Source organism: Micromonospora sp. NPDC049366 (genome assembly GCF_044466625.1).
GTDB lineage: Bacteria > Actinomycetota > Actinomycetes > Mycobacteriales > Micromonosporaceae > Micromonospora.
This window is the reverse complement of sequence record NZ_JBITMV010000006.1, coordinates 15,789-40,046: the sequence shown is the minus strand read 5'-3', so window position 1 is coordinate 40,046 and position 24,258 is coordinate 15,789. Positions and strand designations below refer to the sequence as shown.

General features: G+C 73.3%; 26 protein-coding genes. 18 read left to right on the top strand and 8 right to left on the bottom strand.

The genetic code is table 11. From position 1 onward, the window contains the following. Nucleotides 1-14 precede the first annotated feature (14 nt). From ACIBTV_RS10895 to ACIBTV_RS10885, 3 genes are all read left to right on the top strand, one after another. A complete protein-coding gene (locus ACIBTV_RS10895; protein ID WP_396703816.1) occupies nt 15-458 on the top strand; it encodes an acyl-CoA thioesterase in 444 nt (147 codons plus the stop codon). Further along, a complete protein-coding gene (locus ACIBTV_RS10890) occupies nt 455-1,222 on the top strand; it encodes a hypothetical protein (protein ID WP_396703815.1) in 768 nt (255 codons plus the stop codon). Before ACIBTV_RS10895 ends, ACIBTV_RS10890 begins: the two co-directional genes overlap by 4 nt. Before the next feature lie 131 nt (nt 1,223-1,353). Next, nucleotides 1,354-1,938: a YbjN domain-containing protein gene (locus tag ACIBTV_RS10885; RefSeq protein WP_396703814.1), complete on the top strand. Its 585-nt coding sequence runs from the start codon at nt 1,354-1,356 to the stop codon at nt 1,936-1,938. A gap of 56 nt (nt 1,939-1,994) precedes the next feature. Here ACIBTV_RS10885 and ACIBTV_RS10880 read toward each other — a convergent pair whose 3' ends face one another. From ACIBTV_RS10880 to ACIBTV_RS10870, 3 genes are all read right to left on the bottom strand, one after another. After that, the gene (locus ACIBTV_RS10880; RefSeq protein WP_396704017.1) at nt 1,995-2,375 is read right to left on the bottom strand and encodes a globin; all 381 of its coding nucleotides are present in this window, start codon (nt 2,373-2,375) and stop codon (nt 1,995-1,997) included. 156 nt (nt 2,376-2,531) lie between these two features. Next, nucleotides 2,532-3,920: an MFS transporter gene (locus ACIBTV_RS10875; RefSeq protein ID WP_396703813.1), complete on the bottom strand. Its 1,389-nt coding sequence runs from the start codon at nt 3,918-3,920 to the stop codon at nt 2,532-2,534. A gap of 238 nt (nt 3,921-4,158) precedes the next feature. Beyond that, nucleotides 4,159-5,181 (bottom strand): mechanosensitive ion channel family protein, encoded by a 1,023-nt coding sequence (locus ACIBTV_RS10870; protein WP_396704016.1) that lies wholly within the window; start codon nt 5,179-5,181, stop codon nt 4,159-4,161. Between the two features lie 314 nt (nt 5,182-5,495). Between ACIBTV_RS10870 and ACIBTV_RS10865 the strand changes: the two genes are divergently transcribed. Then, nucleotides 5,496-6,029 (top strand): HNH endonuclease, encoded by a 534-nt coding sequence (locus ACIBTV_RS10865; RefSeq protein WP_091599477.1) that lies wholly within the window; start codon nt 5,496-5,498, stop codon nt 6,027-6,029. A gap of 26 nt (nt 6,030-6,055) precedes the next feature. Here the strand turns inward: ACIBTV_RS10865 and ACIBTV_RS10860 are convergent, their stop codons facing one another. From ACIBTV_RS10860 to ACIBTV_RS10850, 3 genes are all read right to left on the bottom strand, one after another. After that, nucleotides 6,056-6,832, bottom strand: a complete 777-nt coding sequence (locus ACIBTV_RS10860; RefSeq protein WP_396704015.1) for a class F sortase — start codon at nt 6,830-6,832, stop codon at nt 6,056-6,058. 81 nt (nt 6,833-6,913) lie between these two features. Next, nucleotides 6,914-7,453 (bottom strand): hypothetical protein, encoded by a 540-nt coding sequence (locus ACIBTV_RS10855; RefSeq protein WP_396703812.1) that lies wholly within the window; start codon nt 7,451-7,453, stop codon nt 6,914-6,916. A gap of 98 nt (nt 7,454-7,551) precedes the next feature. Further along, nucleotides 7,552-8,034: an Lrp/AsnC family transcriptional regulator gene (locus ACIBTV_RS10850; protein ID WP_396703811.1), complete on the bottom strand. Its 483-nt coding sequence runs from the start codon at nt 8,032-8,034 to the stop codon at nt 7,552-7,554. Nucleotides 8,035-8,180: 146 nt separating this feature from the next. Between ACIBTV_RS10850 and ACIBTV_RS10845 the strand changes: the two genes are divergently transcribed. The 14 genes from ACIBTV_RS10845 to ACIBTV_RS10780 all read left to right on the top strand — a co-directional run bounded on the left by ACIBTV_RS10845 (nt 8,181) and on the right by ACIBTV_RS10780 (nt 21,255). Continuing rightward, a complete protein-coding gene (locus ACIBTV_RS10845) occupies nt 8,181-9,083 on the top strand; it encodes a tryptophan 2,3-dioxygenase (protein WP_396704014.1) in 903 nt (300 codons plus the stop codon). A 20-nt stretch (nt 9,084-9,103) separates the two neighbouring features. Continuing rightward, a complete protein-coding gene (kynU, locus tag ACIBTV_RS10840) occupies nt 9,104-10,411 on the top strand; it encodes a kynureninase (RefSeq protein WP_396703810.1) in 1,308 nt (435 codons plus the stop codon). Then, nucleotides 10,408-11,742: an FAD-dependent oxidoreductase gene (locus ACIBTV_RS10835; RefSeq protein WP_396703809.1), complete on the top strand. Its 1,335-nt coding sequence runs from the start codon at nt 10,408-10,410 to the stop codon at nt 11,740-11,742. Before kynU ends, ACIBTV_RS10835 begins: the two co-directional genes overlap by 4 nt. A 23-nt stretch (nt 11,743-11,765) precedes the next feature. Beyond that, nucleotides 11,766-13,247 carry a 2-hydroxymuconic semialdehyde dehydrogenase gene (locus ACIBTV_RS10830; protein WP_396704013.1) on the top strand — a complete coding sequence of 494 codons (1,482 nt, stop codon included), beginning with the start codon at nt 11,766-11,768 and terminating at the stop codon, nt 13,245-13,247. Nucleotides 13,248-13,330: 83 nt separating this feature from the next. Beyond that, nucleotides 13,331-14,125, top strand: coding sequence for a 2-keto-4-pentenoate hydratase (locus ACIBTV_RS10825; protein WP_396704012.1), 795 nt, complete (start codon nt 13,331-13,333; stop codon nt 14,123-14,125). Further along, entirely contained in the window at nt 14,122-15,069 is a 948-nt protein-coding gene (locus tag ACIBTV_RS10820; protein WP_396703808.1) for an acetaldehyde dehydrogenase (acetylating), read from the top strand. The genes ACIBTV_RS10825 and ACIBTV_RS10820 overlap by 4 nt, the downstream gene beginning before the upstream one ends. After that, entirely contained in the window at nt 15,066-16,121 is a 1,056-nt protein-coding gene (dmpG, locus tag ACIBTV_RS10815; protein WP_396703807.1) for a 4-hydroxy-2-oxovalerate aldolase, read from the top strand. The genes ACIBTV_RS10820 and dmpG overlap by 4 nt, the downstream gene beginning before the upstream one ends. Beyond that, nucleotides 16,118-16,891 (top strand): 2-keto-4-pentenoate hydratase, encoded by a 774-nt coding sequence (locus tag ACIBTV_RS10810; protein ID WP_396703805.1) that lies wholly within the window; start codon nt 16,118-16,120, stop codon nt 16,889-16,891. Before dmpG ends, ACIBTV_RS10810 begins: the two co-directional genes overlap by 4 nt. Further along, nucleotides 16,888-17,343 carry a RidA family protein gene (locus ACIBTV_RS10805; RefSeq protein WP_396703804.1) on the top strand — a complete coding sequence of 152 codons (456 nt, stop codon included), beginning with the start codon at nt 16,888-16,890 and terminating at the stop codon, nt 17,341-17,343. The genes ACIBTV_RS10810 and ACIBTV_RS10805 overlap by 4 nt, the downstream gene beginning before the upstream one ends. Next, complete coding sequence (locus ACIBTV_RS10800; protein ID WP_396703803.1) at nt 17,340-17,864, top strand: 3-hydroxyanthranilate 3,4-dioxygenase; 525 nt, start codon at nt 17,340-17,342, stop codon at nt 17,862-17,864. Before ACIBTV_RS10805 ends, ACIBTV_RS10800 begins: the two co-directional genes overlap by 4 nt. Then, nucleotides 17,864-18,898 carry an amidohydrolase family protein gene (locus ACIBTV_RS10795; protein ID WP_396703802.1) on the top strand — a complete coding sequence of 345 codons (1,035 nt, stop codon included), beginning with the start codon at nt 17,864-17,866 and terminating at the stop codon, nt 18,896-18,898. The genes ACIBTV_RS10800 and ACIBTV_RS10795 overlap by 1 nt, the downstream gene beginning before the upstream one ends. Before the next feature lie 133 nt (nt 18,899-19,031). Continuing rightward, nucleotides 19,032-20,495, top strand: coding sequence for an amidase (locus ACIBTV_RS10790; RefSeq protein ID WP_396703801.1), 1,464 nt, complete (start codon nt 19,032-19,034; stop codon nt 20,493-20,495). A gap of 75 nt (nt 20,496-20,570) precedes the next feature. Next, nucleotides 20,571-20,861, top strand: coding sequence for a hypothetical protein (locus tag ACIBTV_RS10785; protein ID WP_091595806.1), 291 nt, complete (start codon nt 20,571-20,573; stop codon nt 20,859-20,861). Continuing rightward, nucleotides 20,848-21,255, top strand: coding sequence for a DUF5130 family protein (locus ACIBTV_RS10780; protein ID WP_396703799.1), 408 nt, complete (start codon nt 20,848-20,850; stop codon nt 21,253-21,255). The genes ACIBTV_RS10785 and ACIBTV_RS10780 overlap by 14 nt, the downstream gene beginning before the upstream one ends. Before the next feature lie 57 nt (nt 21,256-21,312). Here ACIBTV_RS10780 and ACIBTV_RS10775 read toward each other — a convergent pair whose 3' ends face one another. Both ACIBTV_RS10775 and pepN read right to left on the bottom strand, forming a co-directional pair. Then, a complete protein-coding gene (locus ACIBTV_RS10775; RefSeq protein WP_396703798.1) occupies nt 21,313-21,438 on the bottom strand; it encodes a hypothetical protein in 126 nt (41 codons plus the stop codon). 59 nt (nt 21,439-21,497) lie between these two features. Continuing rightward, nucleotides 21,498-24,047 carry an aminopeptidase N gene (pepN, locus tag ACIBTV_RS10770; RefSeq protein WP_396703797.1) on the bottom strand — a complete coding sequence of 850 codons (2,550 nt, stop codon included), beginning with the start codon at nt 24,045-24,047 and terminating at the stop codon, nt 21,498-21,500. Nucleotides 24,048-24,258 lie beyond the last annotated feature (211 nt).

Here is a 24,258-nt window from a genome sequence, read left to right as displayed (position 1 = left end):
CGGGGTGTCAACCCGTGAGTGACCGGTTCGTCTACCACTGCACCCTGCGGTGGTCCGACCTGGACGCGTTCGGCCACGTCAACAACGCGCGCTTCCTCTCGCTCTACGAGGAGGCGCGGGTGGCGTTGATGTTCGCCGGTGCCCGGGCGGCTGGGGTCGACTCGTTCGGCGCCGGCGTGGTGATCCGCCGGCACGAGGTCGACTACCTGCGCCCGGTGGGCTACGACGTCGGCCCGCGCACCGTCGAGGTGGCCCCGACCGTACGCATCGAGCTGTGGGTGGAGGAGATCCGGCCGTCCCGGTTCACGGTCGCCTACGAGCTCTACGACGGTGAGGTGCTGGCGAGTCGGGCGCGTTCGGTGCTCGTCCCGTTCGACCTGGACCGTCAGCTGCCCCGACGGATCACTGATCAGGAGCGGGCGTTCCTGCTCGGGTACGCCCCCGGCGGCGCCGCGTGAGCACGCGGGGCGCCGCCGGCCCGGCGGGACGCGGTGGTGGCGGCGTGGTGGCCGGCGGGCACGGGATCACCGGGGTCGCCGACGCCGGGGCGTTCCTGGCCCGCCTGGTCCGGCTCGATCCGGCGCTTCCGGTCCGGCTGCGCCCGGCCGACGGCGGCCGCACCGCGCTCTGGGCGCGGCTGCCGTGGCAGGTGCTGGTGGTCCGGACGGTCGCCGGTTCGGGGGCGGGAGACGTCACCGTCGCCGCCGCCGAGCTGCTGGCCGAGCTGGAGCGGTCCGGCCCGGTGCTGCCGCCCCGGCGGGACGGGGAGTGGCGCTGGCCGCTTCCGCCACCGGCCAGCCGGCGGGTGGAGACGATCCCCGCCGGGGACGTGTGGCGGATCGCCCGCGCCGCCGCCGGTGCCCTGCGCGACGCCACCGAGCACGGGGTGGCGGGCCGGGCGGTGGGGCAGCGCGCCCTACGTGACGCCCTGCTCGACCACGTCGCCGTGCTGGTCACCCCGGACGATCCGCCCGGCGCGCCGATCGAGGTGTCGCAGCGGCTGGTCCAGGGACTGGTCCGGATGGGCTTCCTCGGTTCTCCGGGTGTCGCCCGGCCCGCCGACGCGTCCGCCCCGGCCGCCGATGCCGCCGGTCCGGCGGCCGACGTCCAGGTCCGCGTCGCCAGCCGTTGGGTCGGGTTGGTGGGACCTTACGGAGCGGCCTGGTCGCAGAAGGCCACCGATCTCGCCTTGACGCCCCTGGGGGGTCGTCCGAACGGGTGACCCGCGGTCGTCCTTCTGGTTTGGGGCGACCGTTGGGGGGATGCCTCAACCCGGCTGTCCGGGTACCGTCCATCCTCGGATCCAACGCACGGTAGGCGGCTGGATCCGCTGGGGAGTGAGGTGCGCGAGCGATGCCGTGGTGGTCATGGCGCCCGGGTCCGGCCGGCGGCGGCGATCCGGAGAGCCGAAGCGGGATCACAGTGGAGGACAACGTCCGGGTCGGGCCACCGAGCCCGCGCCAGCCGGGAGACGACTGCACGACCAACGACCGCCCGCTGATCGCGGGAATGCCCGCCACCGTCGAGCCGGTCACGCTGAGCCGGGTCTGCGACGCGCTCGACCTGCTCGACGTGCGCTATCTCGCCGACGGCGACGGCAACCTGCTGGCCATGTGGGAGCGGCACGCCGTGCTGGTCACCCTGGAGGGGCCGGAGGACGAGATCCTGGTCATGCGGGCGCGTCCACACGCGACGGTCCCGCCCGACTGGGCCGACCGGGCCTACCGGGTGGTCAACGAGTGGAACCACACCCGCCGGTTCTGCAAGGCCTACATCGGCGACCCGACCGAGCGCGGGCAGCTGCCCATCTACGCGGAACTGCAGGTGCCCCTGGGCGCCGGCACGCACGACGCGCTCCTGGTCGAGATGCTCGACTGTGGCGCCGCCGTGGCGACCAGCTTCGTGGACTGGCTGCACGACGAGGGCGCCCTGCTCTGACCTCCGCACGGCGGCGGTGGCCGCGACCACCGCCGCCGGTGCGCGTCGTCCGGCCGTCAGGCCGGATCCTCCATCACGTTCACCATGAAGTACGCGGCCCGCTCCAGGTAGTCCCAGAGCGCGGTGGCGTGCTCCGCGGGCAGGTCGAGCCGATCGACCGCCCGGCGCATGTGCAGCAACCAGGCGTCCCGCTCCGCCGCACCGATCCGGAACGGCGCGTGCCGCATCCGCAGGCGCGGGTGGCCGCGCTGGGACGAGTAGGTGTTGGGGCCGCCCCAGTATTGGATCAGGAAGAGGGTCAGGCGGTCGGCCGCCGGCCCCAGGTCCTCCTCCGGGTACATCGGCCGCAGCAGCGGGTCGGCGGCGACGCCGGCGTAGAACTCGTCCACCAGCTTGCGGAAGGTGGGCTCGCCGCCGATCGCCTCGAAGAGCGTCATCGACGGCCGGGCGTGGTCGGATTCGCCTGCGGGGTTCACCGTTCCATCCTGCCAGGCGCTCCGTGGGCGGACCGGCCTGGACGGCTGGCGACGGCTGTGCGTCGGGTCACGGCGCCACGGTGGGCTCCCACAGGGCCCGGCCGGCTCCGTGGGCCCTCAGGTGACGGCGTGCCGGCGTCGGCCGCCCTCGCCCGGTTGTCCGGACGCCGGGTCGTTGCTCGGGCGGGGCCGCACCTCGGTCACGCCCTCGGGGCCGGTCGTCCCCCGGTTCGCCGCGCTCGCCGCCGCCACGGTGGCGTCCACGGTCTCCCGGCTCGGCCACCGCAGGACGACGACCAGCATCAGCACGGCCCCGGCGATGCTCCACAGGCCGACCACGCGCGGAATGTTGAAGCGGTCCGCGAGGACACCGGTGACCAGGACGGACAGGCCCTGGATGACCTGGACCCCGGTGGCCATCACACCGAAGGCGCGGGCACGGAACGCGTCCGGCAGGGCCCGGACGAAGAGCCCGTTGGCCGTCGGCAGCATCCCGGCGACGGCGAAACCGCAGGCCGCGGCGAGCAGGGCCACCACCCACGGCGGCGGGTTGAGCAGGGCGGGCACCAGGGTCAGCGGGGCGATCACCGCCAGCGGCCGCAGCAGGGCCAGCCGCCGTGCCGGCCCGACCGCCCGGCCGATCAGCAGCCCGCCGAGGATGAACCCGACCGGGGTGGCGGCCATGATGACGGCCTGCGCGAGGCCCGCGTTGATCCTGTCGTCGGGACGGCTGTTGGCCCAGCCCGCGGCCAGCCCCTCCGGCACGATCGAGAAGAGCATCGCGCTGAACACCAGCACGGCGATCGCCCGCAGCACCGGCGTGCCGAACACGATCTGGAAGCCCTCGGCCGTCTCCCGCAGCAGGTGGGTGCGGTGTGCCGGGCTGAGCGCCGGCGGCCGGTCGCGGACGCCGACGCGGACCAGGACCGCCGAGGCGGCGAAGGTGAGCGCGTTGATCAGCAGCGCCGCGACCGGGCTGAGCGAGCCGATCGCGGCGCCCATGAGGTAGCCGAGGATCTGACAGGCCTGACTCACGCTGGCGTTGAGCGACAGCCCGAGCACCAGGCGGTCGCCGGCGAGGATCTGCGGCAGCAGCGCCGACTTGGCCGCCTGGCTGGGCGGGTTGGCCAGGGTGGTGAGGAAGAGCAGCGCCAGCACGGCGGGCACCGGCAGGCCCGGGATGGCGATGATCAGCATCAGCACCATCCGGATCAGGTCGCAGGCGACCATGACCCGGCGGTAGGGGTAGCGCTCGGCGAGCGCCGCGAGCAGTGGACCACCGGCCATCCACGGCAGGTAGCTGACCGCGAAGGCGGCCGCGGAGAGCGCGACGGAGGAGGTCGTCTGGTAGACGAGGAGGGTCACCGCCGCCTTGGCGAGGTAGTCGCCGACCCAGGACAGCGCGCCAGCCGTGAAGACCGCCCGGAACTCCCGCTGGGCGAAGACCTCGTGGAAGGTGGCTTGCCCTTCCGCTGAGGATCGCTCGTCGGACACCGTCGCCTCCATCGTTCCCCAGGGCGCCACTCTCGACGGCGTCGGCCCCGGGAACTGTCGTCAGGACTAGGGATCAGCGAGGACGCCAGCACGCATCGGTGGGAACGCGTGCCCCGGATTCTGCCCGATCGTCTGACAACTGGCTAGGGCGAACGGATAGATGGTCGCATCTCCGACTGAACGAACGGACGATACCTGAGGGGCCGCGTGGCCGCGACCCCCCTGGATTGTCGGTCAGCCGGAAACCGGCTCAGGTGGCCCCGCCCCGCCCGTCCTCGGCGGGGGCCGGCGGCCGGGTCGGTAGGCCCGGGAAGAGCCGGGCGGCGGCGATCTGCGCGGTGATCCCCGAGTTCTCCAGCGCCTCGGCCAACCGGCGCCGCAACTCCCGGCCCACCGCGAACTGACCGTCGGCGGTCGTCTTCACCACCGTCCGGATCACCGCGCCGTCCACGGTCATCTGCTCGACGCCCAGCACCTCCGGCGCCTCGACGATCTCCGGCGACAGTTCCGGGTCGACCGCGACGGAGGCCGCCGCCGTACGCAGCACCGCGGTCGCCTCCTCGGTGCCGGCGAAGCCGATCGGCAGGTCCACCACCACCAGCGCCCAGCCTTGGCTCTTGTTGCCCACGCGGATGATCTCGCCGTTGCGGATGTACCAGAGCACGCCCCGCCCGTCCCGGACGGTGGTGACCCGCAGCCCGACCGACTCGACCACGCCCGTCGCCTCGCCGAGGTCGACCGTGTCACCGACGCCGTACTGATCCTCGATGAGCATGAACAGGCCGGCGATGAGGTCCTTGACCAGGCTCTGCGCGCCGAAACCGAGGGCCACACCGGCGATGCCGGCGCTGGCCAGCAGCGGCGCCAGGTCGAAGCTGAACTCGCGCAGGATCATCAGCAGCGCGATGCCGAAGATGAACGCCGTCGTCATGCTGCGCAGCACCGAGCCGATGGCCTCGGCCCGCTGCCGCCGTCGCTCCGGGATGAACTCGCCGGGCTCGGCCGCCGCGGTGGGGATCCGCTCGCGCAGCGGCCGCAGCATCGTCGGCACCCCGGCGTCGGTGGTCGTCCGCACCAGCCGGTTGATCGCCCGGTGCAGCGCCCAGCGGGCCACGAACGCCACCAGGAGAATCAGCAGCACCCGCAGCGGCTTCAACAGGATCCAGTAGCTGCCCTCGGCGAACCAGGCCGACTTGGTGACGCTGAACAGCCACTGGCAGGAGGTGCTGCCCTGGCAGTCGGGCTCGTTGGCGGCGGGTAGGGCGGAAAGCATCAGTCCGGCGGCACTCACCCTGCTTTCGTACCGCAACGGGCCGGCTGCTCTGCCGCCGACCCACCGGCGGGTGACGGGCGCCCGTTCGCGCGTGACGCACCGGTGAACGGACGAGGGTAAAACCGGTCATCCTGCCACGCCCGCGGACCGCTTCCGGAGGGACCCCGGATTAGTACGTGCAATCTGGGGTCCGATCAGGGACTATTGGCGCAACGGACGTCGGTGATCCGACCGGCGTCGACCGTGTGGGCCGTCGTGCCCGATTCCGGTCGGCGGCCGCGGCGGTGGCCCGCTGAACCGGGAGGGTGATCGCGATGCCTGACATACGACCCGCGGTGGGCTCCGGTGCGCTGGTCCTCAATGCCACCTACGAGCCGCTGTGTGTCGTGTCGGTGCGTCGTGCCGCGATCCTCGTCCTCTCCGCCAAGGCCGTCTGCGTCGCCGACGGTGACGGCGTCCTGCACAGCGCCCGGGACGCCCTGCCGGTGCCCTCGGTGGTCCGCCTGACCCGGTTCGTCCGGGTGCCCTACCGCACCCACGTGGGCCTGTCCCGCCGGGCGATCTTCGCCCGCGACGGATGGCGGTGCGCCTACTGCCGGGGGCCGGCCGAGACCATCGACCACGTCTTCCCCCGCAGTCGCGGTGGGCGGCACGCCTGGGAGAACGTGGTCGCCGCCTGCGCCCGGTGCAACCACACCAAGGGCGACAAGACCCCGGCCGAGCTGGGCTGGCGGCTGCACTCGCTGCCCGCGCCCCCGAAGGGCACCGCCTGGCGGGTGCTCGGCCACCGGGCGCCCGACCCCCGCTGGGCCGACTGGCTCGATCTGCGCGAGCCCGAGGCGGCCTGAGCCCGGCCGGTCCCGGCGGTGCGCCGTCACGTCCGGCGTGCCTTCACGAGCGAGGCGAAGACGACCACGTTGTCCGCGTAGCCGGTCTCCCCGCCGACCCACCGGCCGCCGCAGGTGATCAGTCGCAGGTTGGGGCGGCTGAAGTCGCCGAACACCTCGTCCACGGGCAGCTCCTCCTTGTCGAACCGCTCGACCGAGGTCACCTCGAAGACCGCCACCGTGCCGTCGGACCGGCGTACGTCCACCCGGTCACCGGTGCGCAGCCCCTTCAACTCGTGGAAGACGGCCGGTCCGGTGGTGGTGTCCACGTGGCCGACGATCACCGCCGGTCCGTACTGGCCGGGGGTGGGGCCCTGGTCGTACCAGCCGGCCTCCTGCGCCCGGGACGCGTCGGGGACGCCGATGGTGCCGTCCGCGGCGATGCCGACGTTGTGCACCGGTGCCCGTACGTCGATCGACGGGATGGTGAGCGCCACCGGTTGGCTCGCCGGCAGCACCGGGAACTTCTTCGGCGGCGGCCGGAGCCCGGCGCTGATCTGGTCCGGCAGGACGTTGAGCCCGGTGACCCGCTCGACGCCGAGCATCGCCACGATCAGCACCATGAGCGACGCGATCACCAGCACCGGCACGCCGGGGCCGCCGCGGCGGTGGGATCGGCGGGTGGGCGCGACCCGGGCGGCCGGCTGGGGCCGCAGCGGCGGCGCCTCCGGGTCGGTGGTCGGCACGCCGGCCGTGACCGCGTGCCGGGCGACCAGTCGCAGCCGGCCCGACGTGCGGACCACTAGCCGACCGGACGCGCGCAGGGCCGACCGGGTCACCGCCCGGAACCGCCTCGGGTCCGGACGCCTGCGGTGTGCGGGTGAGCGGGCCATGACGCCCCCGGGTCAGGATCCCGGCCCGGTCCGTCGGCGGCTGCCCGCCATACCGAGCGCCACCGCGGCGGCCACGGCCGCCACCCCGCCGATCAGCAGCAGGGAGCCGGTGCCCCGGCCCATCGCGGTGCCACCGCCGCCGGTGGCCGGGCCCTTGCTGGGCTGCGCCATGTTCAGCACGGTGAGCGTGGTGGTGGCGGTGTTCCCGTTCTTGCAGCGGAGGTTGACCGGATAGTCCCCGGGAGCCCGGTCGCTGGGCACGGTCGCCGAGCCGGTCAGGAAGCCGTTGTCCGGCCGGAGGAACACCCGGTTGAAGGCGTCCGAGGTGACCTCGGCCTCGCGGTTGTTGTCGTTGTCGCAGCCGGCGCGGATGTGGATCCGGCTGCCGGCCTGGACGCTGTTCGGCGTCACCTCGACGAAGGTGTTCTCGCCCGCCCGCGCGGGCGCCGCGCCGACCAGGACGAACGCCGCGATCAGGGCGAACGCCCAGAGCAGCCTGATGATGGTCGACGGGGCGGGAAACACGCCACCGTCCGGTCGCAGACCCCGCATGATCCTCCCTCCCGGCACCGGTGTACCGGTCCTGCTGGGGCGACCCGCGGTGCATTCCCCCTGCTCTGCCGGCTAACCCGGCGGCGGCTCGGGCGGGCTCAGCGGCGCCGGCCGCCGGCAGCGGTGGCGTCCGGGCCGGGGCTCGGCGGGAGCGGGGTGATCGGGTGCCAGTCCAGCGGGGTGGAGAGCACCATCGTGCTCGACGGCTGGCCGTACGGGGCGAGGCGGTCGATGACCCCCTCGAACTCGTCGATCGAGCCGGCCGCCACCTTGAGCATGCTGCACGCGTCACCGGTGATCCGGTGGATCTCCAGGATCTCCGGCCAGTCGGCCACCTCGGGATCGCGCAGGATGCAGCGCGATCCGTAGCAGGACATGCGGATCAGGGCCACCACGCTGCGGCCGGCCCGGCTCAGGTCCACCCGGGCGTGGTAGCCGGTGATGACGCCGGACTCCTCCAGTCGGCGTACGCGCTCGGCCACCGCCGGCGGGGAGAGGTGCACCCGGCGGGAGAGCTCGCTGAAGGAGAGGCGCGCGTCGGCCTGCAACTCCCGCAGCAGCGCCCAGTCCATGTCGTCCACGGGGCCACCTTACTTTCCTGAACCCGAACCGCCCTCGCGCCTTATGGGCGGCAGGTCGGTACGCCGCAGAGCCGTTGATCCGGCATTCCGTACGCGCGTCCGGTCGGACCATCATTGGCGTGATCGGGTTCATGGAGGAGACGACGGTGGAACAGACGGAGCTGCGGGAGCGTACGCCGACCGTGGCGGTGCGGCCGGTCACGCCCAGACAGCGGGCGGCCACGGCCGCGCGCAACGGTGGCGAGCCCACGCTGGAGTTCGCCGAGCGGGTGCCCTACGACGTGTACACCCACGCCAGCACCCTGCACGGGTTGCAGCAGACACTCAGCGACGACCCCGGCGAGATGTCCTTCCTGATGGTCAGCCAGATCATGGAGCTGTACTTCGGGCTGACCCGGTTCGAGCTGCGCGAGGCGCAGCGGCTGATCCGCGAGGACCGGGTGTGGGACGCGCTGGCGCCGCTGCGCCGTGCCGGGCTGCACCTGGAAGGGCTCAACGCCGCCTGGCGGGGCCTGCGCTGGATGACGCCGGCCGACTTCAACCGCTTCCGCAACCTGCTCGGCGAGGGATCCGGCTTCCAGTCCGCGATGTACCGCCACCTGGAGTTCGTGCTCGGTCTCCGCGACCCGGCGCTGATCCGGCCGTTCCGTCGGCAGACCGAGGTCCACGCGGAGCTGACGGCCACGTTGGCCGCGCCGAGCCTCTGGGACGACGTGATCGCCCTGCTCGCCCGCCACGGCTTCGACCTGCCCGCCGCGCTGCTGGAACGGGACGTCGCCGTCGAACACCAGGCGGACCCGCACGTCGAGGCGGCCTGGGTGGAGATCTACGCCGACAACGGGCCGGACAACCACCTGCGCCTGCTCGGTGAGGCGCTCACCGAGGTCGCCGAGCAGTTCGGCGACTGGCGGTGGCAGCATGTCAAGGCGGTGCAGCGGACGATGGGCGCCAAGGTCGGCAGCGGCGGGTCCGCCGGGCTGGCCTGGTTGCAGCGCAGCATGGCCCGGGTGGTCTTCCCGGAGCTGTGGTCGGCCCGCACCAGCATGTGACCGGAGAGCGAGACACCCCGATGAACGCCCCCCACCCCGTACCGTCACGCCTTGCCGCCGCAGAGGCCGAGGCGCACCGGCTGGACGCCGACGACCCCGGGCACCGCCACCTCTTCCTCGTGCCGCCCGCCGACGGCGGCCGGTACGCCGAGGCCGCTTACCTGGCCGGCAACTCCCTCGGACTGCAGCCCCGGGCCACCCGGGACGAACTCCTCGCCGACCTGGACGCCTGGGGCCACCTCGGTGTCGAGGGGCACCTGGAGGCCGAACGCCCCTGGCTGCCGTACCACGAGATGCTCACTGCGCCCGCCGCGCGACTGGTCGGCGCCCTGCCGGCGGAGACCGTGGTGATGAACTCGCTCACGGTCAACCTGCACCTGCTGATGGTCAGCTTCTACCGCCCGCAGGGCCGGCGGACGCGGATCGTCATCGAGGACAGCGCCTTCCCCTCGGACAGCTACGCCGTCCGCAGCCAGGCCCGCTTCCACGGCCTCGACCCGGACAGCACGGTGGTCCGGCTGCGCCCCCGCCCGGGTGAGGACACGCTGCGCACCTCCGACGTGTGCGACTTCCTGGCCGCCGAGGGCGACACCGTGGCGCTGGTGCTGCTGGGCGGGGTCAACTACCTCACCGGCGAGTTGATGGACATTCCCGCGATCACGGCCGCCGGCCGGGCCGCGGGCGCGGTGGTCGGCTGGGACCTCGCGCACGCCGCCGGCAACGTTCCCCTGTCCCTGCACGACTGGGACGTGGACTTCGCCGCCTGGTGCTCCTACAAGTACCTGAACTCCGGTCCCGGCGCGCTGGCCGGCGTCTTCGTGCACGAGCGGCACGTCGGCGACCCGGGGTTGCCCCGCTTCGAGGGCTGGTGGAGCACCGAGGCCGCGACGCGCTTCGAGATGACGCCGACCTCCCGGCCACCGGCCACTGTGGAGGCATGGCAGATCAGCAATCCGCCGATCTTCGCGATGGGCCCGGTGCGGACCTCGCTGGAGCTCTTCGACCGGGTGGGCATGCCGGCGCTGCGGGAGCGCAGCGTGCGGCTCACCGGCTACCTGGAGCGGCTCCTCGACGAGGTGACGGCCGACCGGCCGCTGACCGTGGTCACCCCGCGCGACCCGCGGCGGCGCGGCTGCCAGCTCTCCGTACGGATCGGGGTGGGCAGCGCCAACGAGTTGACGAAGCGGCTGCGGCATGAGCACGGTGTGATCGCCGACGCCCGGGAGCCGGACATCGTCCGGTTCGCGCCGGTGCCCCTGTACTCGACGTACCACGACTGCTGGCGGGTCGCCGACGCGCTGGCCGCGACGGTGGAGGCCGCCTCATGAGCACCGAACACGAGGAGATCGCCGTCGTCGGCGCCGGGCTGGCGGGCTGCCTGACCGCCTGCTTCCTGGCTCGGCGCGGCTACCGGGTGGCACTGTACGAGCGGCGGCCCGACCCGCGTACCGGACGGGTCGAGCGGGGACGATCGATCAACCTGGCGCTCTCCGAGCGGGGCCTCGACGCGCTGCGCCGCATCGGGCTGGACGAGCAGGTCATGGCCGACGCGCTGCCGATGCGCGGTCGGATGATCCACCCGGTGGCGGGGGAGCCGCAGTTCCAGTCCTACAGCGCGTCGGGCGACCGGGCGATCAACTCGATCAGCCGGGGCGCCCTGAACAACGCGCTGCTCGACGCGGCGTCGAAGCTGCCCGGCGTGCGGATCGCGTTCGATCACCGGCTGGTCGGGCTCGCCCCGGCCACCGGGGAGATGACCTTCGAGACGCCGCAGGGCAAGGTCACCGAGACCGCCACGGTGGTGCTCGGCGCCGACGGGGCCGGCTCGGCCGTACGCGGGCAGTTGGTCGGTCACGGGCTGCTCACCGAGAGCCTGGACTTCCTCGACTACGGCTACAAGGAGTTGAGCATCCCGCCGCTGGGCGGCGACTTCGCGCTCGACCCGGACGCCCTGCACATCTGGCCGCGCGGCACCTCGATGATGATCGCCCTGCCGAACCCGGACCGCTCCTTCACCTGCACGCTCTTCTGGCCCACCCACGGCACGGCGGCGTTCGCCTCGCTGGGCAGCCCGGCGGCGATCGAGCGGCACTTCGCCGAGCACTACCCGGACCTGATCCCGCTCGCGCCCGACCTGGTGGACGACTACCAGCACAACCCGGTCGGCGTGCTGGGCACGGTGCGCAGCACGCCCTGGCAGGTGTACGGGCGGGTCGGCCTGCTCGGCGACGCGGCGCACGCCATCGTGCCGTTCTACGGCCAGGGCGCGAACTGCGCCTTCGAGGACGTGGTGGAGCTGGACCGCTGCCTGGACGAGTGCGCCGACGACTGGGCGGCGGCGCTGCCGCTGTTCCAGCAGCGGCGGCAGGGCAACGCCGAGGCGATCGCGCGAATGGCCCTGACCAACTTCGTGGAGATGCGGGACAAGGTCGCGTCGCCGCTGTTCCAGGCCCGCAAGCGGGTCGAACACGCGCTGGAGCGGGCCCTGCCCGGCCGGTACGTCTCCCAGTACGAGCTGGTGTCGTTCTCCACCACCCCGTACGCGGAGGTGCGCCGCCGGGTGCGCCGGCAGCACCGGGTGCTCGGTGTGGTCGTCGCGGGCGCGGCGGCCCTGGTGGCCGGCGCGGTCGGCGCGGCCGTGCGAGGGAGGCGGCGATGACGGTGCGGTGGGATCCCCGGTTGATGACCGGGCGGGCGCCCGACGGCCCGCCCCTGCTGCGCAACTTCGTGGGCGGTGAGTTCGTCGCCGCCGGCCGCACCTTCACCAAGCGCAGCCCGGTGACCGGTGAGCCGGTGTTCGAGGTGGCCGAGGCCGATGCGTCCTGTGTGGACGACGCGGTCGGCGCCGCCCGAGCCGCGTTGCGCGGCCCCTGGGGCCGGATGGGGGAGCGGGAGCGGGCCGAGGTGCTGCGCCGCGTCGCCGACGAGCTGGAGCGCCGCTTCGACGACCTGGTCGCCGCCGAGGTCGCCGACACCGGAAAGTCGATCTCGCAGGCCCGCGCCCTGGACATCCCGCGCGGCGCGGCGAACTTCCGGGCCTTCGCCGAGATCGTCGCGACCGCGCCCACCGAGTCCTTCACCACGGTCACCCCGACCGGCGGCCGGGCACTCAACTACGCCGTCCGCAAGCCGGTCGGCGTGGTGGCCGTGATCGTGCCGTGGAACCTGCCGCTGCTGCTGCTCACCTGGAAGGTGGCGCCGGCGCTGGCGTGCGGCAACGCGGTGGTCGTCAAGCCCAGCGAGGAGACGCCGGCGTCGGCGACGCTGCTGGCCGAGGTGATGGCCGCGGCCGGCGTGCCGGACGGGGTGTTCAACCTGGTGCACGGTTTCGGGCCGGACTCGGCCGGCGAGTTCCTCACCCGGCACCCCGGCGTCGACGCGATCACCTTCACCGGCGAGTCGGCCACCGGCAGCGCCATCATGCGCGCCGCCGCCGACGGGGTGAAGGCGGTCAGCTTCGAGCTGGGCGGCAAGAACGCCGGCCTGGTCTTCGCCGACACCGACCTGGACGCCGCCGTGGCCGGCTCGGTCCGGTCCAGCTTCACCAACGGCGGTCAGGTGTGCCTCTGCACCGAGCGCATCTACGTGCAGCGGCCGGTCTTCGAGGAGTTCACCGCGCGGCTGGCGAAGCGGGCCGGCGAGCTGGCGTACGGGTGGCCGACCGACGAGGCCACCGCGACCATGCCGCTGATCTCGCACGGCCACCGGGCCAAGGTGCTCGGCCACTACGAGCTGGCCCGGGCCGAGGGCGCCGAGGTGCTGACCGGGGGTGGCACGCCGCGCTTCGGTGACGCCCGCGACGGCGGCGCGTACGTGCAGCCGACCGTGCTCACCGGGCTCGGGCCGGACGCCCGGACCAACCGCGAGGAGATCTTCGGTCCCGTCGTCCACGTCGCCCCCTTCGACGACGAGGAGGAGGCGTACGCGCTGGCGAACGGCACCGAGTACGGGCTGGCGGCGACGGTGTGGACCCGTGACGTGGGCCGGGCGCACCGGGCCGGTGCCCGGCTCGACGCCGGCATAGTCTGGGTCAACACCTGGTTCCTGCGCGACCTGCGCACCCCGTTCGGCGGGGTGAAGGCGTCCGGGATCGGGCGCGAGGGCGGGATCCACTCGCTGGACTTCTACTCCGAACTCACCAACGTCTGCGTGGACCTGTCATGAACGGGCGCGGCGAGGAGCGGCATGAGCGTACGCGGGAAGCGGACCACCGGCCGGGCACCCCGGAGTCGTCGGACGGTGACGGCGTGAACGTCGACGTCGAGGCCGCGAACCGGGAGTTGGCCGAGGCGCGCAGCAGCGGGAAGCCGTGCGCCCCGCTGCGCGGCCGGCTGCTGCCGGAGGGGGACGTCGAGGCGGCGTACCGGGTGCAGCAGCTCCAGGCGCGGGCCTGGCAGGGGCGTGGCGAGCGGCGGGTGGGCGCGAAGATCGGGCTGACCTCGCGGGCGGTGCAGGAGGCCTTCGGGGTCTTCCAGCCCGACTTCGGGATCCTCACCGACGTCATGGCGGTCGCCGACGGCGCCGAGGTGCCGATCGACCGGCTGCTCCAGCCGCGGGTGGAGGCGGAGATCGCCTTCGTGCTCGGCGCGGACCTGCCCGACGAGCTGCTCACCACCGTCGACCTGATCCGGGCGGTCGACCACGTGCTGCCGGCGATCGAGATCGTCGACTCGCGGATCGCCGACTGGGACATCTCCATCGTGGACACCGTCGCCGACAACGCCTCCAGCGGGCTGTTCGTGCTCGGCACCACGCCCCGCCGGGTGGCGGACGTGGACCTGCGGCTGTGCGGGATGGTCCTGGAGCACGCCGGTGAGCCGGTCTCGGTCGGCGCCGGGGCGGCCTGCCTCGGCAACCCGCTGCACGCGCTGGCGTGGCTGGCCGGCACCCTGGCCCGCTCCGGCGACCCGTTGAAGGCCGGGGACGTGGTGCTCTCCGGCGCGCTCGGCCCGATGGTGCCGGTCACCCCCGGCGCCGCGTACGAGGCCCGGATCTCCGGTGTCGGCTCGGTGCGGACCTGTTTCTCCAAGGAGGCCCAGTGACCGTCGGTGTGGCGGTGATCGGTTCCGGCAACATCGGCACCGACCTGATGATCAAGGTGCTGCGGCTGAGCGACAGCCTGCGGATGGTCGCGATGGCCGGCATCGACCCGGCGTCCGACGGCCTGGCCCGGGCCCGGCGGCTCGGCGTGGCGACCACCGCCGAGGGCGTGGACGGGCTCGTGGCGATGCCCGAGTTCGCCGACGTCGAGCTGGTCTTCGACGCCACCTCGGCGGGCGCGCACCGCCGGCACGACGAGGTGCTGCGCGCGCACGGCCGCACGGTGATCGACCTGACCCCGGCGGCGATCGGCCCGTACGTCGTGCCGCCGGTCAACCTCGACGAACACCTGCACGAGCCCAACGTCAACATGGTCACCTGCGGCGGCCAGGCCACCGTGCCGATCGTCGCCGCGGTCGGCCGGGTCACCCCGGTCGCGTACGGGGAGATCGTCGCCTCGATCGCCTCGAAGTCCGCCGGGCCGGGCACCCGCGCGAACATCGACGAGTTCACCGAGACCACCGCCCGCGCCATCGAGGTGGTCGGCGGCGCCGAACGCGGCAAGGCGATCATCGTGCTCAACCCGGCCGACCCGCCGCTGCTGATGCGCGACACCGTCTACTGCCTCTGCCCCGACGCCGACGCCGACCGGGCCGCCATCGCCGCCTCGGTGGCGGACATGGTCGCCACCGTGCAGGAGTACGTGCCGGGCTACCGGCTCAAGCAGGACGTGCAGTTCGACCGGGTCGACACGTACGTGCCGTCGCTGGGTCGGCACCTCGTCGGCCTCCAGGTCTCCGTCTTCCTGGAGGTCTCCGGCGCCGGGCACTACCTGCCCGCGTACGCCGGGAACCTCGACATCATGACCTCGGCCGCGCTGCGGACCGCGGAGCGGCTGGTCGCCCTCCGGTCGGCGGCGCCCGGCGCGCTGGAGGTGACCGCGTGACCGACCTGTACATCCAGGACGTGACGCTGCGCGACGGCATGCACGCCATCGCGCACCGCTACACCGTCGACCAGGTGCGGTCGATCGCCGCCGCGCTGGACGCCGCCGGGGTGGCCGCGATCGAGGTGGCGCACGGTGACGGACTGGCCGGGTCCAGCGTCAACTACGGGCACGGCGCGGCCGGCGACGCCGACTGGATCGCGGCGGCGGCCGAGGTCCTGACGACCGCGCGGCTGACCACCCTGCTGCTGCCCGGCATCGGCACCATCGCCGACCTGAAGGCCGCGAAGGCGCTCGGCGTGACCAGCGTGCGGATCGCCACCCACTGCACCGAGGCGGACATCTCCGCGCAGCACATCTCCTGGGCCCGCGAGAACGGCATGGACGTCGCCGGGTTCCTGATGATGTCGCACATGAACGACCCGGCCGGGCTGGCCGACCAGGCCAAGCTGATGGAGTCGTACGGGGCGCACTGCGTCTACGTCACCGACTCCGGCGGCCGGCTGCTGATGTCCGACGTGGCCGAGCGGGTCGACGCGTACCGGCAGGTGCTCGACCCGCACACGCAGATCGGCATCCACGCCCACCACAATCTGTCGCTGGGCGTGGCGAACAGCGTGCTCGCGGTCGAGCACGGCCGGATCGTCGGGGACGGCCCGCTCGGCTCGCCGGCCGGCCGGACGGTCCGGGTGGACGCGTCGCTGGCCGGCATGGGCGCCGGCGCCGGCAACGCCCCGCTGGAGGTGTTCGTCGCGGTCGCGGAGCTGCACGGCTGGAAGCACGGCTGCGACGTGTTCGCGCTGATGGACGCCGCCGACGACCTGGTCCGCCCGTTGCAGGACCGGCCCGTCCAGGTGGACCGGGAGACGCTCTCGCTCGGCTACGCCGGGGTCTACTCCAGCTTCCTGCGCCACGCCGAGCGCGCCTCCGCCCGGTACGGCGTTGACGTCCGCTCGATCCTCGTGGAGTTGGGCCGGCGCCGCATGGTCGGCGGCCAGGAAGACATGATCGTCGACGTCGCGCTGGACCTCGCGGGCGGGGGAAACTCATGATCGGGCCGGACACCGCGGGCATCGCCGAGCGCCTCGGCGAGGCGGCGGACACCGCCACCGCCATCGCCCAGCTCGCCGCCGAGACGGGCCTGGACGCGGATGCCGCGTACGCGGTGCAGACCGCCCTGCTCCAGCGCCGCCTCGCGCGGGGTGAGCGGCTCGTCGGCCTCAAGATGGGGCTGACCAGCCGGGCGAAGATGGCCCAGGTTGGGGTGAACGAGGTCATCTGGGGCCGGCTCACCGACGCGATGCGGGTGCCCGACGGGGGCAGCGTCGACGTCGGGGCGTACATCCACCCGAGGGTGGAGCCGGAGGTGGCGTTCCTGCTGGACCGGCTGCCCGAGCCGGGCGAGCCGGTCGGCGACTTCACCGACGCGGTCCGCGCCGTCGCCCCCGCGATCGAGCTGATCGACTCCCGGTACGCCGACTTCACCTTCTCGCTGCCCGACGTGATCGCCGACAACACCTCCGCCGCCGCGTTCGTGGTGGGGCCCTGGTCGCCGGTGCCGGACGGGCTGGAGAACCTCGGCGTGCTGCTGGAGGTCGACGGTCGGGTGGCGCAGGTCGGCTCGACCGCGGCGATCCTCGGCGACCCGCGCCGCGCCCTGGACGAGGGCATCCGGCTGGCCGGTCGGCACGGTGTGCGGCTGCGCGAGGGCTGGGTGTTCCTCGCCGGCGCGGCCACCGCCGCCGTGCCGCTGCGGCCCGGCGCGCACGTGCGTGCCGTGGTCGAGAAGCTCGGTACGGCGTCGCTGAAGGCGCTGCCGTGAGCGGGTCGAACGGTGCCGACCCGGGCGTCGTGAGCGCCCGCGTCGTCGCGGGCAAGGCCGTGCCGCGCGGTGCCTTCCCGCACGTCAAGGTCGCCGGTGGCTTCGTCTTCGTCTCCGGTACGTCGTCCCGCCGCCCCGACAACACGTTCGCCGGCGTCGCGGTCGACGAGTTCGGCACCACCGACCTGGACATCCGGGCGCAGACCCGGGCCGTCGTCGAGAACATCCGCGACCTGCTGCGCTCGGTCGGGGCCGACCTGTCCGACCTGGTCCAGGTCACCTCGTACCTGGTCAACATGAACGACTTCGGTGGCTACAACGAGGTCTGGGCGGAGTTCTTCGACGCCACCGGCCCGACCCGCACCACCGTGGCCGTGCACCAACTGCCGCACCCCCACCTGCTCATCGAGATGCAGGCCGTGGCCCTTCACCCCTCCGGAGGTCAGTCGTGAGCGAGATCGCCGAGCCGTTCAGCTTCCCGGGCTGGATCGCGGACAATCAGCACCTGCTCAAGCCGCCGGTCGGCAACAAGGAGATGCTGCCGGGCAGCGACGACTTCATCGTGATGGTCGTCGGCGGGCCGAACCAGCGCACCGACTTCCACGTCGACCCGTACGAGGAGTTCTTCTACCAGGTCAAGGGCAACATGCACGTCAACCTGATGCTCCCGGAGGGCCCGCGCACGGTCCACATCCGCGAGGGTCAGATGTGGATGCTGCCCCGCAACACCCCGCACTCGCCGCAGCGCCCCGAGGCCGGCTCGATCGGCATGGTGATCGAGCGGGTCCGCGAGGAGGGCACGCTGGAGAAGTTCCAGTGGTACTGCGCGGAGTGCGGCAACAAGGTGCACGAGGTGGAGCTCCAGGTCCGCGACATCGCCGCCGACCTGCCGCCGGTCTTCCAGGCGTTCTACGCCGACGAGAAGGCGCGTACCTGCTCCGACTGCGGCGCGCTGCACCCGGGCAAGGGCTGATGCCGGCTCCGGTGCGGGAGCGGTCGGACGGCCGGCGGTCGCCGGTGGTGGACGTGCACACGCACGTCGTACCGAAGGGCTGGCCGGCCCTCGACGCGGCGTGCGGCGGGTCCGGCTGGCCCTGGCTGCGGGTCGACTCCGAGCGCGCCGCCATGATCATGGTCGGTTCGACCGAGTTCCGGCCGATCGGCGCGGAGTGCTGGGACGCGCCCACCCGGCTGGCCGACATGGACGCCGACGGCGTCGACGTGCAGGTCGTCTCGCCCACCCCGGTCTTCTTCAGCTACGACCGGCCGGCGCGGCAGGCGGTGCAGGTGGCCCGCATCTTCAACGACCTGACGCTGGAGGTCACCGCGGCCGGCGGGGACCGGCTGGTGCCGTTCTGCCAGGTGCCCCTGCAGGACCCGGACGCGGCCTGCGCCGAGCTGGACCGATGCCTCGACGCCGGCCACGTCGGGGTCGAGATCGGCAACCACGTCGGCGATCGCGACCTGGACGACGCGGGTGTGGTCGAGTTCCTCCAGCACTGCGCGCGGGTGGGCGCCCCGGTCTTCGTCCACCCGTGGGACATGCCCGGCGGCCCCCGGCTGGACCGGTGGATGGCCCGCTGGTTGACCGGCATGCCCGCCGAGACGCACCTGTCGGTGCTGGCGCTGATCCTCGGTGGCGTCTTCGACCGGGTGCCGGCCTCGCTGCGGATCTGCTTCGCGCACGGCGGCGGCAGCTTCCCGTTCTGGCTGGGCCGCGCCGACAACGCCTGGCACCGCCGGGGCGACCTGGTCCGGGGGGCGTCCACCGCGCCGCCCAGCTCCTACGTCGACCGCTTCCACGTCGACTCGGTGGTCTTCGAGCCGGCGGCGTTGCGGCTGCTCGTCGACACGGTGGGGGAGGACCGGGTGCTGCTCGGCAGCGACTACCCGTACCCGCTGGGGGAGCGCCCGGTCGGGCAGGTGGTCCGCAAGGCCGACTTCCTCACCACCGATCAGCGGGACAAGCTGCTCTCCCGCAACGCGCTGCGCTTCCTGTACGGCTGAGCGGGCCGCCGCCGTCCCGCGCCCTCCGGGCGCCGCCGCCGTCCGGTCCCGCCCTGCGGGCCGGACGCGTGGGCCGGCGGCGGTCCGGCGCGTGAGAGGTGCGTCGTGGCTGGTCGACCGGCAGGATGAGGGTATGGCCGAGCCGCACGACCTGACCGCGCTGGAGCAGGCCGCCGCGATCGCCCGCGGCGAGCTGTCCAGCGCCGACCTGGTCGCGCACCACCTCGACCGGGTGGCCGCGCTCGGCGACACGGTCGGCGCGTTCGTGACGGTCACCGCCGAGCTCGCCGCGCGGGCCGCCGAGGCGGCCGACGCCGTGCCGTCCGACCAGCGCGGCCCGCTGCACGGCGTCCCGACCGCGATCAAGGACCTCACCCTCACGGCCGGCGTGCGGACCACCTTCGGCTCGGCCGCGTTCGTGGACTTCGTCCCACCGGTCGACGCCGACGTGGTCCGCTTCATGAAGGCGGCCGGCCTGGTCAGCCTCGGCAAGACCACCACCTCCGAGCTGGGGTGTTCGCTCTACTCCGAGGGGCGGGTCGCGCCGCCGGCCCGCAACCCGTGGAACCTGGCGTACACCGCCGGTGGATCCAGCGGCGGCGCGGCGGCGGCCGTCGCGGCCGGGCTGGTCCCGGTCGCGCAGGGCTCCGACGGCGGTGGTTCGCTGCGCATCCCCGCGGCCCTCTGCGGCCTGGTCGGCTACAAGCCCAGCCGCGGCCTGGTCTCCGGCGGCCCGGTCGGATTCGGCGCGTTCGGCCTGCCCACCCACGGGCCCGTCGGGCGTACGGTCACCGACGTCGCCGCCCTGCTGGACGTGCTGGCCCAGCCGGTGCCCGGCGAGCCCTACCTGCCGCCCGCCGCGCCCCCCGGCGGCTACCTCGCGGCCGCGCGCGCCGCCGCGCCGGGCCGGCTGCGGATCGGCCGGTTCACCGCCCCGATGCTCGCCGACGAGCCGGTCCACCCGGACTGCGTGGCCGCCGTCGACCGGGCGGCCGCGCTGCTCGCCGCCGCCGGCCACGAGGTGGTCGAGGTGCCGCCGCCGCTCGGCCCCACCACGTGGCCGCTCTTCGAGATCGTCTGGTACGTCCTGGCGTTGTCACCCGTCCCGCCCGAGCGGGAGAGCGAGCTGCTGCCGCTGACCCGGTTCCTCCGGGGCCGGGGCGCCGGGATCTCCGCCGGCACCCTCGCCGCCACGCTCGGCGAACTCCAGGCGCAGGTACGCCTCGGCGCCCGCCGGACGGCCACCTGCGACCTGCTGCTCTGTCCCACCCTCGCCGCGCCGCAGGCACCGGTCGGCTGGTTCACCGCCGACGGCGACCCGGAGGCGGATTTCGACCGGCAACGTCGGTTCTCGCCGTACTGCGCCATCTTCAACGTGACGGGGGAGCCGTCCGTCTCGCTGCCGGTCGGCGTGACGGCGGACGGGATGCCGGTCGGGGTGCTCCTCACCGGCCGCTACGGTGACGACGCGCGGCTGATCGCGACCGCTGCGGAACTGGAGAACTCCAGTGGCGGATGGGATCGCCACCCCGCGATCTGGCGAGCCGTCGACTCCGCTAACGTGAATGGCAGCGGAGTCGGGCGGTCGACGCCCTGAACCTGTCCACCCGACCTGGCTGTCCGAGGTCACTTCTTCCGCCTGGGGGCGTTGGGATTGTCTGTTACCGACACGTTGCTGGTCTTCGTCGGCATCCCGGCGGCAGCCGTACTGGTGATCGGCGGCCTGGCGTACGTGGCCAGCCGTGGTGGCGGTGGTGGCGGCGGCGCGAAGCGCTACCGCCCGGGCCGGCCCTTCGACTTCACGCCGGTCTGGTTCCTGGCCCGGCCGGAGCAGCTGGCCGACCCGGCCGGCGCCGCCCTGGCCGCGGGCGCGCAGGCGCCGGCGCTGACCGCCCACAAGCAGGAGTTGGCCGGCCGGGAGGCGCCGGCCGGTGGAACCGGAGGCGCAAGTGACCGTTGGTGAGACGCACCTCCGCGCGGGCAACCCGCCGGAGGTGCTGGACGGCCCGTTCTCGACCCGCCAGCTGCTGCGCATCGACGAGGCGCTGCGCCTGGCCGACCAGGGCACCGGCCTGGTGTTCTCGGTCTTCGTCGGGGGCCTCGACGAGCCGATCCGCGAGCACGCCGAGCGGCTGCACCGTCAGCTCGCCGACCCGGACCGCTCGGTGCTGATCGCGGTGTCGCCCAACCAGCGGCAGCTGGAGGTCGTGACCGGCCGGCACGCGCGCAAGCGCATCCCGGACACGTACGCCAAGCTCGCCGCGCTCTCCATGGTCGCGGCGTTCGGCGGCGGTGACCTGACCGGCGGCATCATCAACGGCCTCGACCAGTTGGCCAGCCACGCCGGCCGGGGCTGACCCCGTACGCGCCAGGAAGCCCGGTCCGCCGCAGGCGGACCGGGCTTCCTCGTCAGATCAGCGGGGCCAGGCACCCGGATCGAGCCGAATCGGCCACGGCTCGGTCACCTCGACCGGATCGTCCGGGCCCACCGTGCCGAGCAGGTCGTAGTGCAGCGCACGTTCACCTCCTTCCGCGACCATGACGGCCCGGGGCCGGTGTGGGCGCGCGCCCACACCGGCCCCGGCCGGTCGTCCCCTGCTCAGGCGGTGCGGGCGTCCCGCTCGCGGGCCCGCAGGGCGCGGACCACGCCGTCGCGCCCCTCGGCCACGAGCCGGCGCAGCGGCGCCGGGTGCCCCTCCTGCGCCAGCCAGGCGTCGGTGGCCGCCACGGTGTCGTCGTCCACCTGGTAGGCCGGGTAGGCGAGCTGGGCGAACTCCTGCGCCGGCTCGCTGTCCCGGCTGGCCCACACCTGGCCGACCGCCTCGAAGTACTTCTCCCGGTAGGGAGCGACCAGGTCGACCTGGGTGGGGTGCACGAAGCCCTGCAGCAGCGCCCGGTGCCGCCAGTTCGGGAGCGCCTGCGCACCGGTCAGCTGGGCCCAGACGGCCGCCTTGTTCTCCGCGGTCGGCAGCAGCGCGTGCACGTAGGCCGCCTCGCGCTCGCCGCTCGCGGTGCGGTCCCCGGCCAGTTCGGCGTCCACCTCGGCGGCGCCGGCCGCGCCGTTGGCGACCAGCGCGCCGAGCACGCCCCAGCGCAGCTCGGTGTCGATGGTCAGCCCGGACGGCACGCCCGTGCCGTCCAGCCAGCCGCGCAGGGTCGCCAGGTCCTCGCTGGACCGGGCGGCCGAGGCGTACGCCCGCGCCCAGGCGAGCTGGAAGCCGCTGCCGGGCTCGGCGGTGGCGAGCGCCGCCTTCGCGGTGCGGGCCAGGTCCGCCCAGCCCGTCGGCGCCCACGCCGGGTCGGCGTAGAGGGTGAGCGTGGTGGTGGCCTGCCGCAGAGTCGCGGTGACCAGGTTGATGTCGTTCTCGGCGGGCAGCCCGGCCAGCACCAGCGCCACGTAGTCGCGGGCGGACAGTTCGGCGTCGCGGATCATGTCCCACGCGGCGGTCCAGCAGAGCGCGCGCGCCAGCGACGACTCGAAGCCGGCGATGTGCTGCACCACGGTGGCCAGCGACCGCTCGTCGAGCCGCAGCTTCGCGTACGTCAGGTCGTCGTCGTTGAGCAGCAGCACGTCGGCCGCCGGCACGCCGACGAGGTCGGTGAGCTCGGTGCGGTCCCCGGCCACGTCCACCTCCAGCCGCTCCCGGCGGACCAGCCGACCGTCGGTCAGGTCGTAGAGGCCGACCCCGATGCGGTGGGTACGCAGCGTCGGGTAGCCGGACGGCGCCTCCTGCCGGACCACGACCTGTGCGTAGCTGCCGTCCGCGCCGATGGTCACCTCCGGGCGCAGCGTGTTGACCTGGGCGGTCTCCAACCACTGCGCGGCGAACTTGCGCAGCTCCCGACCCGAGGCCGCCTCCAGCTCGGAGAGCAGGTCGTCGAAGGTGGCGTTGCCCCACGCGTGCTTGCCGAAGTAGGCCCGCAGACCCGCCAGGAACGGCTCCTCACCCACGTACGCGACGAGCTGCTTGAGCACGCTCGCGCCCTTGGCGTACGTGATGCCGTCGAAGTTGACCTCGACGGCCTCCAGGTCCGGCATCTCGCAGTAGACCGGGTGGGTGGAGGAGAGCTGGTCCTGCCGGTAGCCCCAGTTCTTGCGGATCGACAGGAACGTCGTCCAGGCGTCGCCGAAGCGGGTGGCGTGGGTGTTGCACCAGTGGCTCGCCCACTCGGCGAACGACTCGTTGAGCCACAGGTCGTTCCACCAGCGCATGGTCACCAGATCGCCGAACCACATGTGGGCCAGCTCATGCAGGATCGTGTTGGCGCGCTGCTCGTACTCGAAGTCGGTGACCTGCGACCGGAAGATGTAGTGCGACTCGGCGTGCGTGACGCAGCCGAAGTTCTCCATCGCGCCGGCGTTGAAGTCGGGCACCCAGAGCTGGTCGTACTTGGGCAGCGGGTAGCGCACCCCGAACTTCTCGTGGAAGAAGTCGAAGCCCTGCTTGGTGATGAGGAAGAGGTCGTCCGCGTCGAGGTACTGCGCCATCGAGGCCCGGCAGTAGACGCCCAGGTCGATGCCGTCGTGGCTGTCCCGCACCTCGTGGTACGGGCCGGCGCAGAGCGCGGTGATGTAGGTGCTCATCCGCGCCGACCGGTCGAAGTGGATGGTCTTCAGGCCCTCACCCGCCGGCTCCTCGCGCTCCACCGGCATGTTGGAGACCACCCGCCAGTGGTCCGGAACCGTGGCGTGCCAGGTGTATTCGCTCTTCAGGTCGGGCTGGTCGAAGCAGGCGAACACCCGCTGGGCGTCGGCCGTCTCGAACTGGCTGTAGAGGTAGGTCTCACCGTCGACCGGGTCGACCGTGCGGTGCAGCCCCTGACCACTGTTGGAGTAGCCGAAGTCGGCGTCCACCACCAGCGTGTTCTCGCTGTCCAGATCGGACAGCGTGAGACCCTTCTCCGCCGACCAGTCGGTCAGGTCCACCGGCGTGCCGTTGAGCGTCGCCGAACGCACCGACTCGGCGGCGACCTCGATGAACGTGGTGGCCCCCGGCTCGGCGCAGCGGAACCGCACCTCCGTCGTGGACCGGAACGTGCGGCCCTCGGCCGCCTGCACGGCGGTCGACAGGTCCAGACTGATGTCGTACCCGGTCACATCGAGCAGTCGGGCCCGCTCGGTCGCCTCGACCTGTGTCAGGTTGCGCACTCCCGGCACTTTTCGTCTCCATCCCACTCTCGTAACGCCGCCGTGGCGCCTCCGCCGGCCACTGATCGTGGTCGGCCCGGCACCGAGTCTTCCATGCACCGGGCCACCGCGGTGGCCGAGGTCACGCTCTCACTCCGGTGTCGGTCGATGGTCCGGGGGGTGAAGATTCGAGTGAGGCGCCGCAGGCGCGGCGTCACCCGTCGTGAAGGGA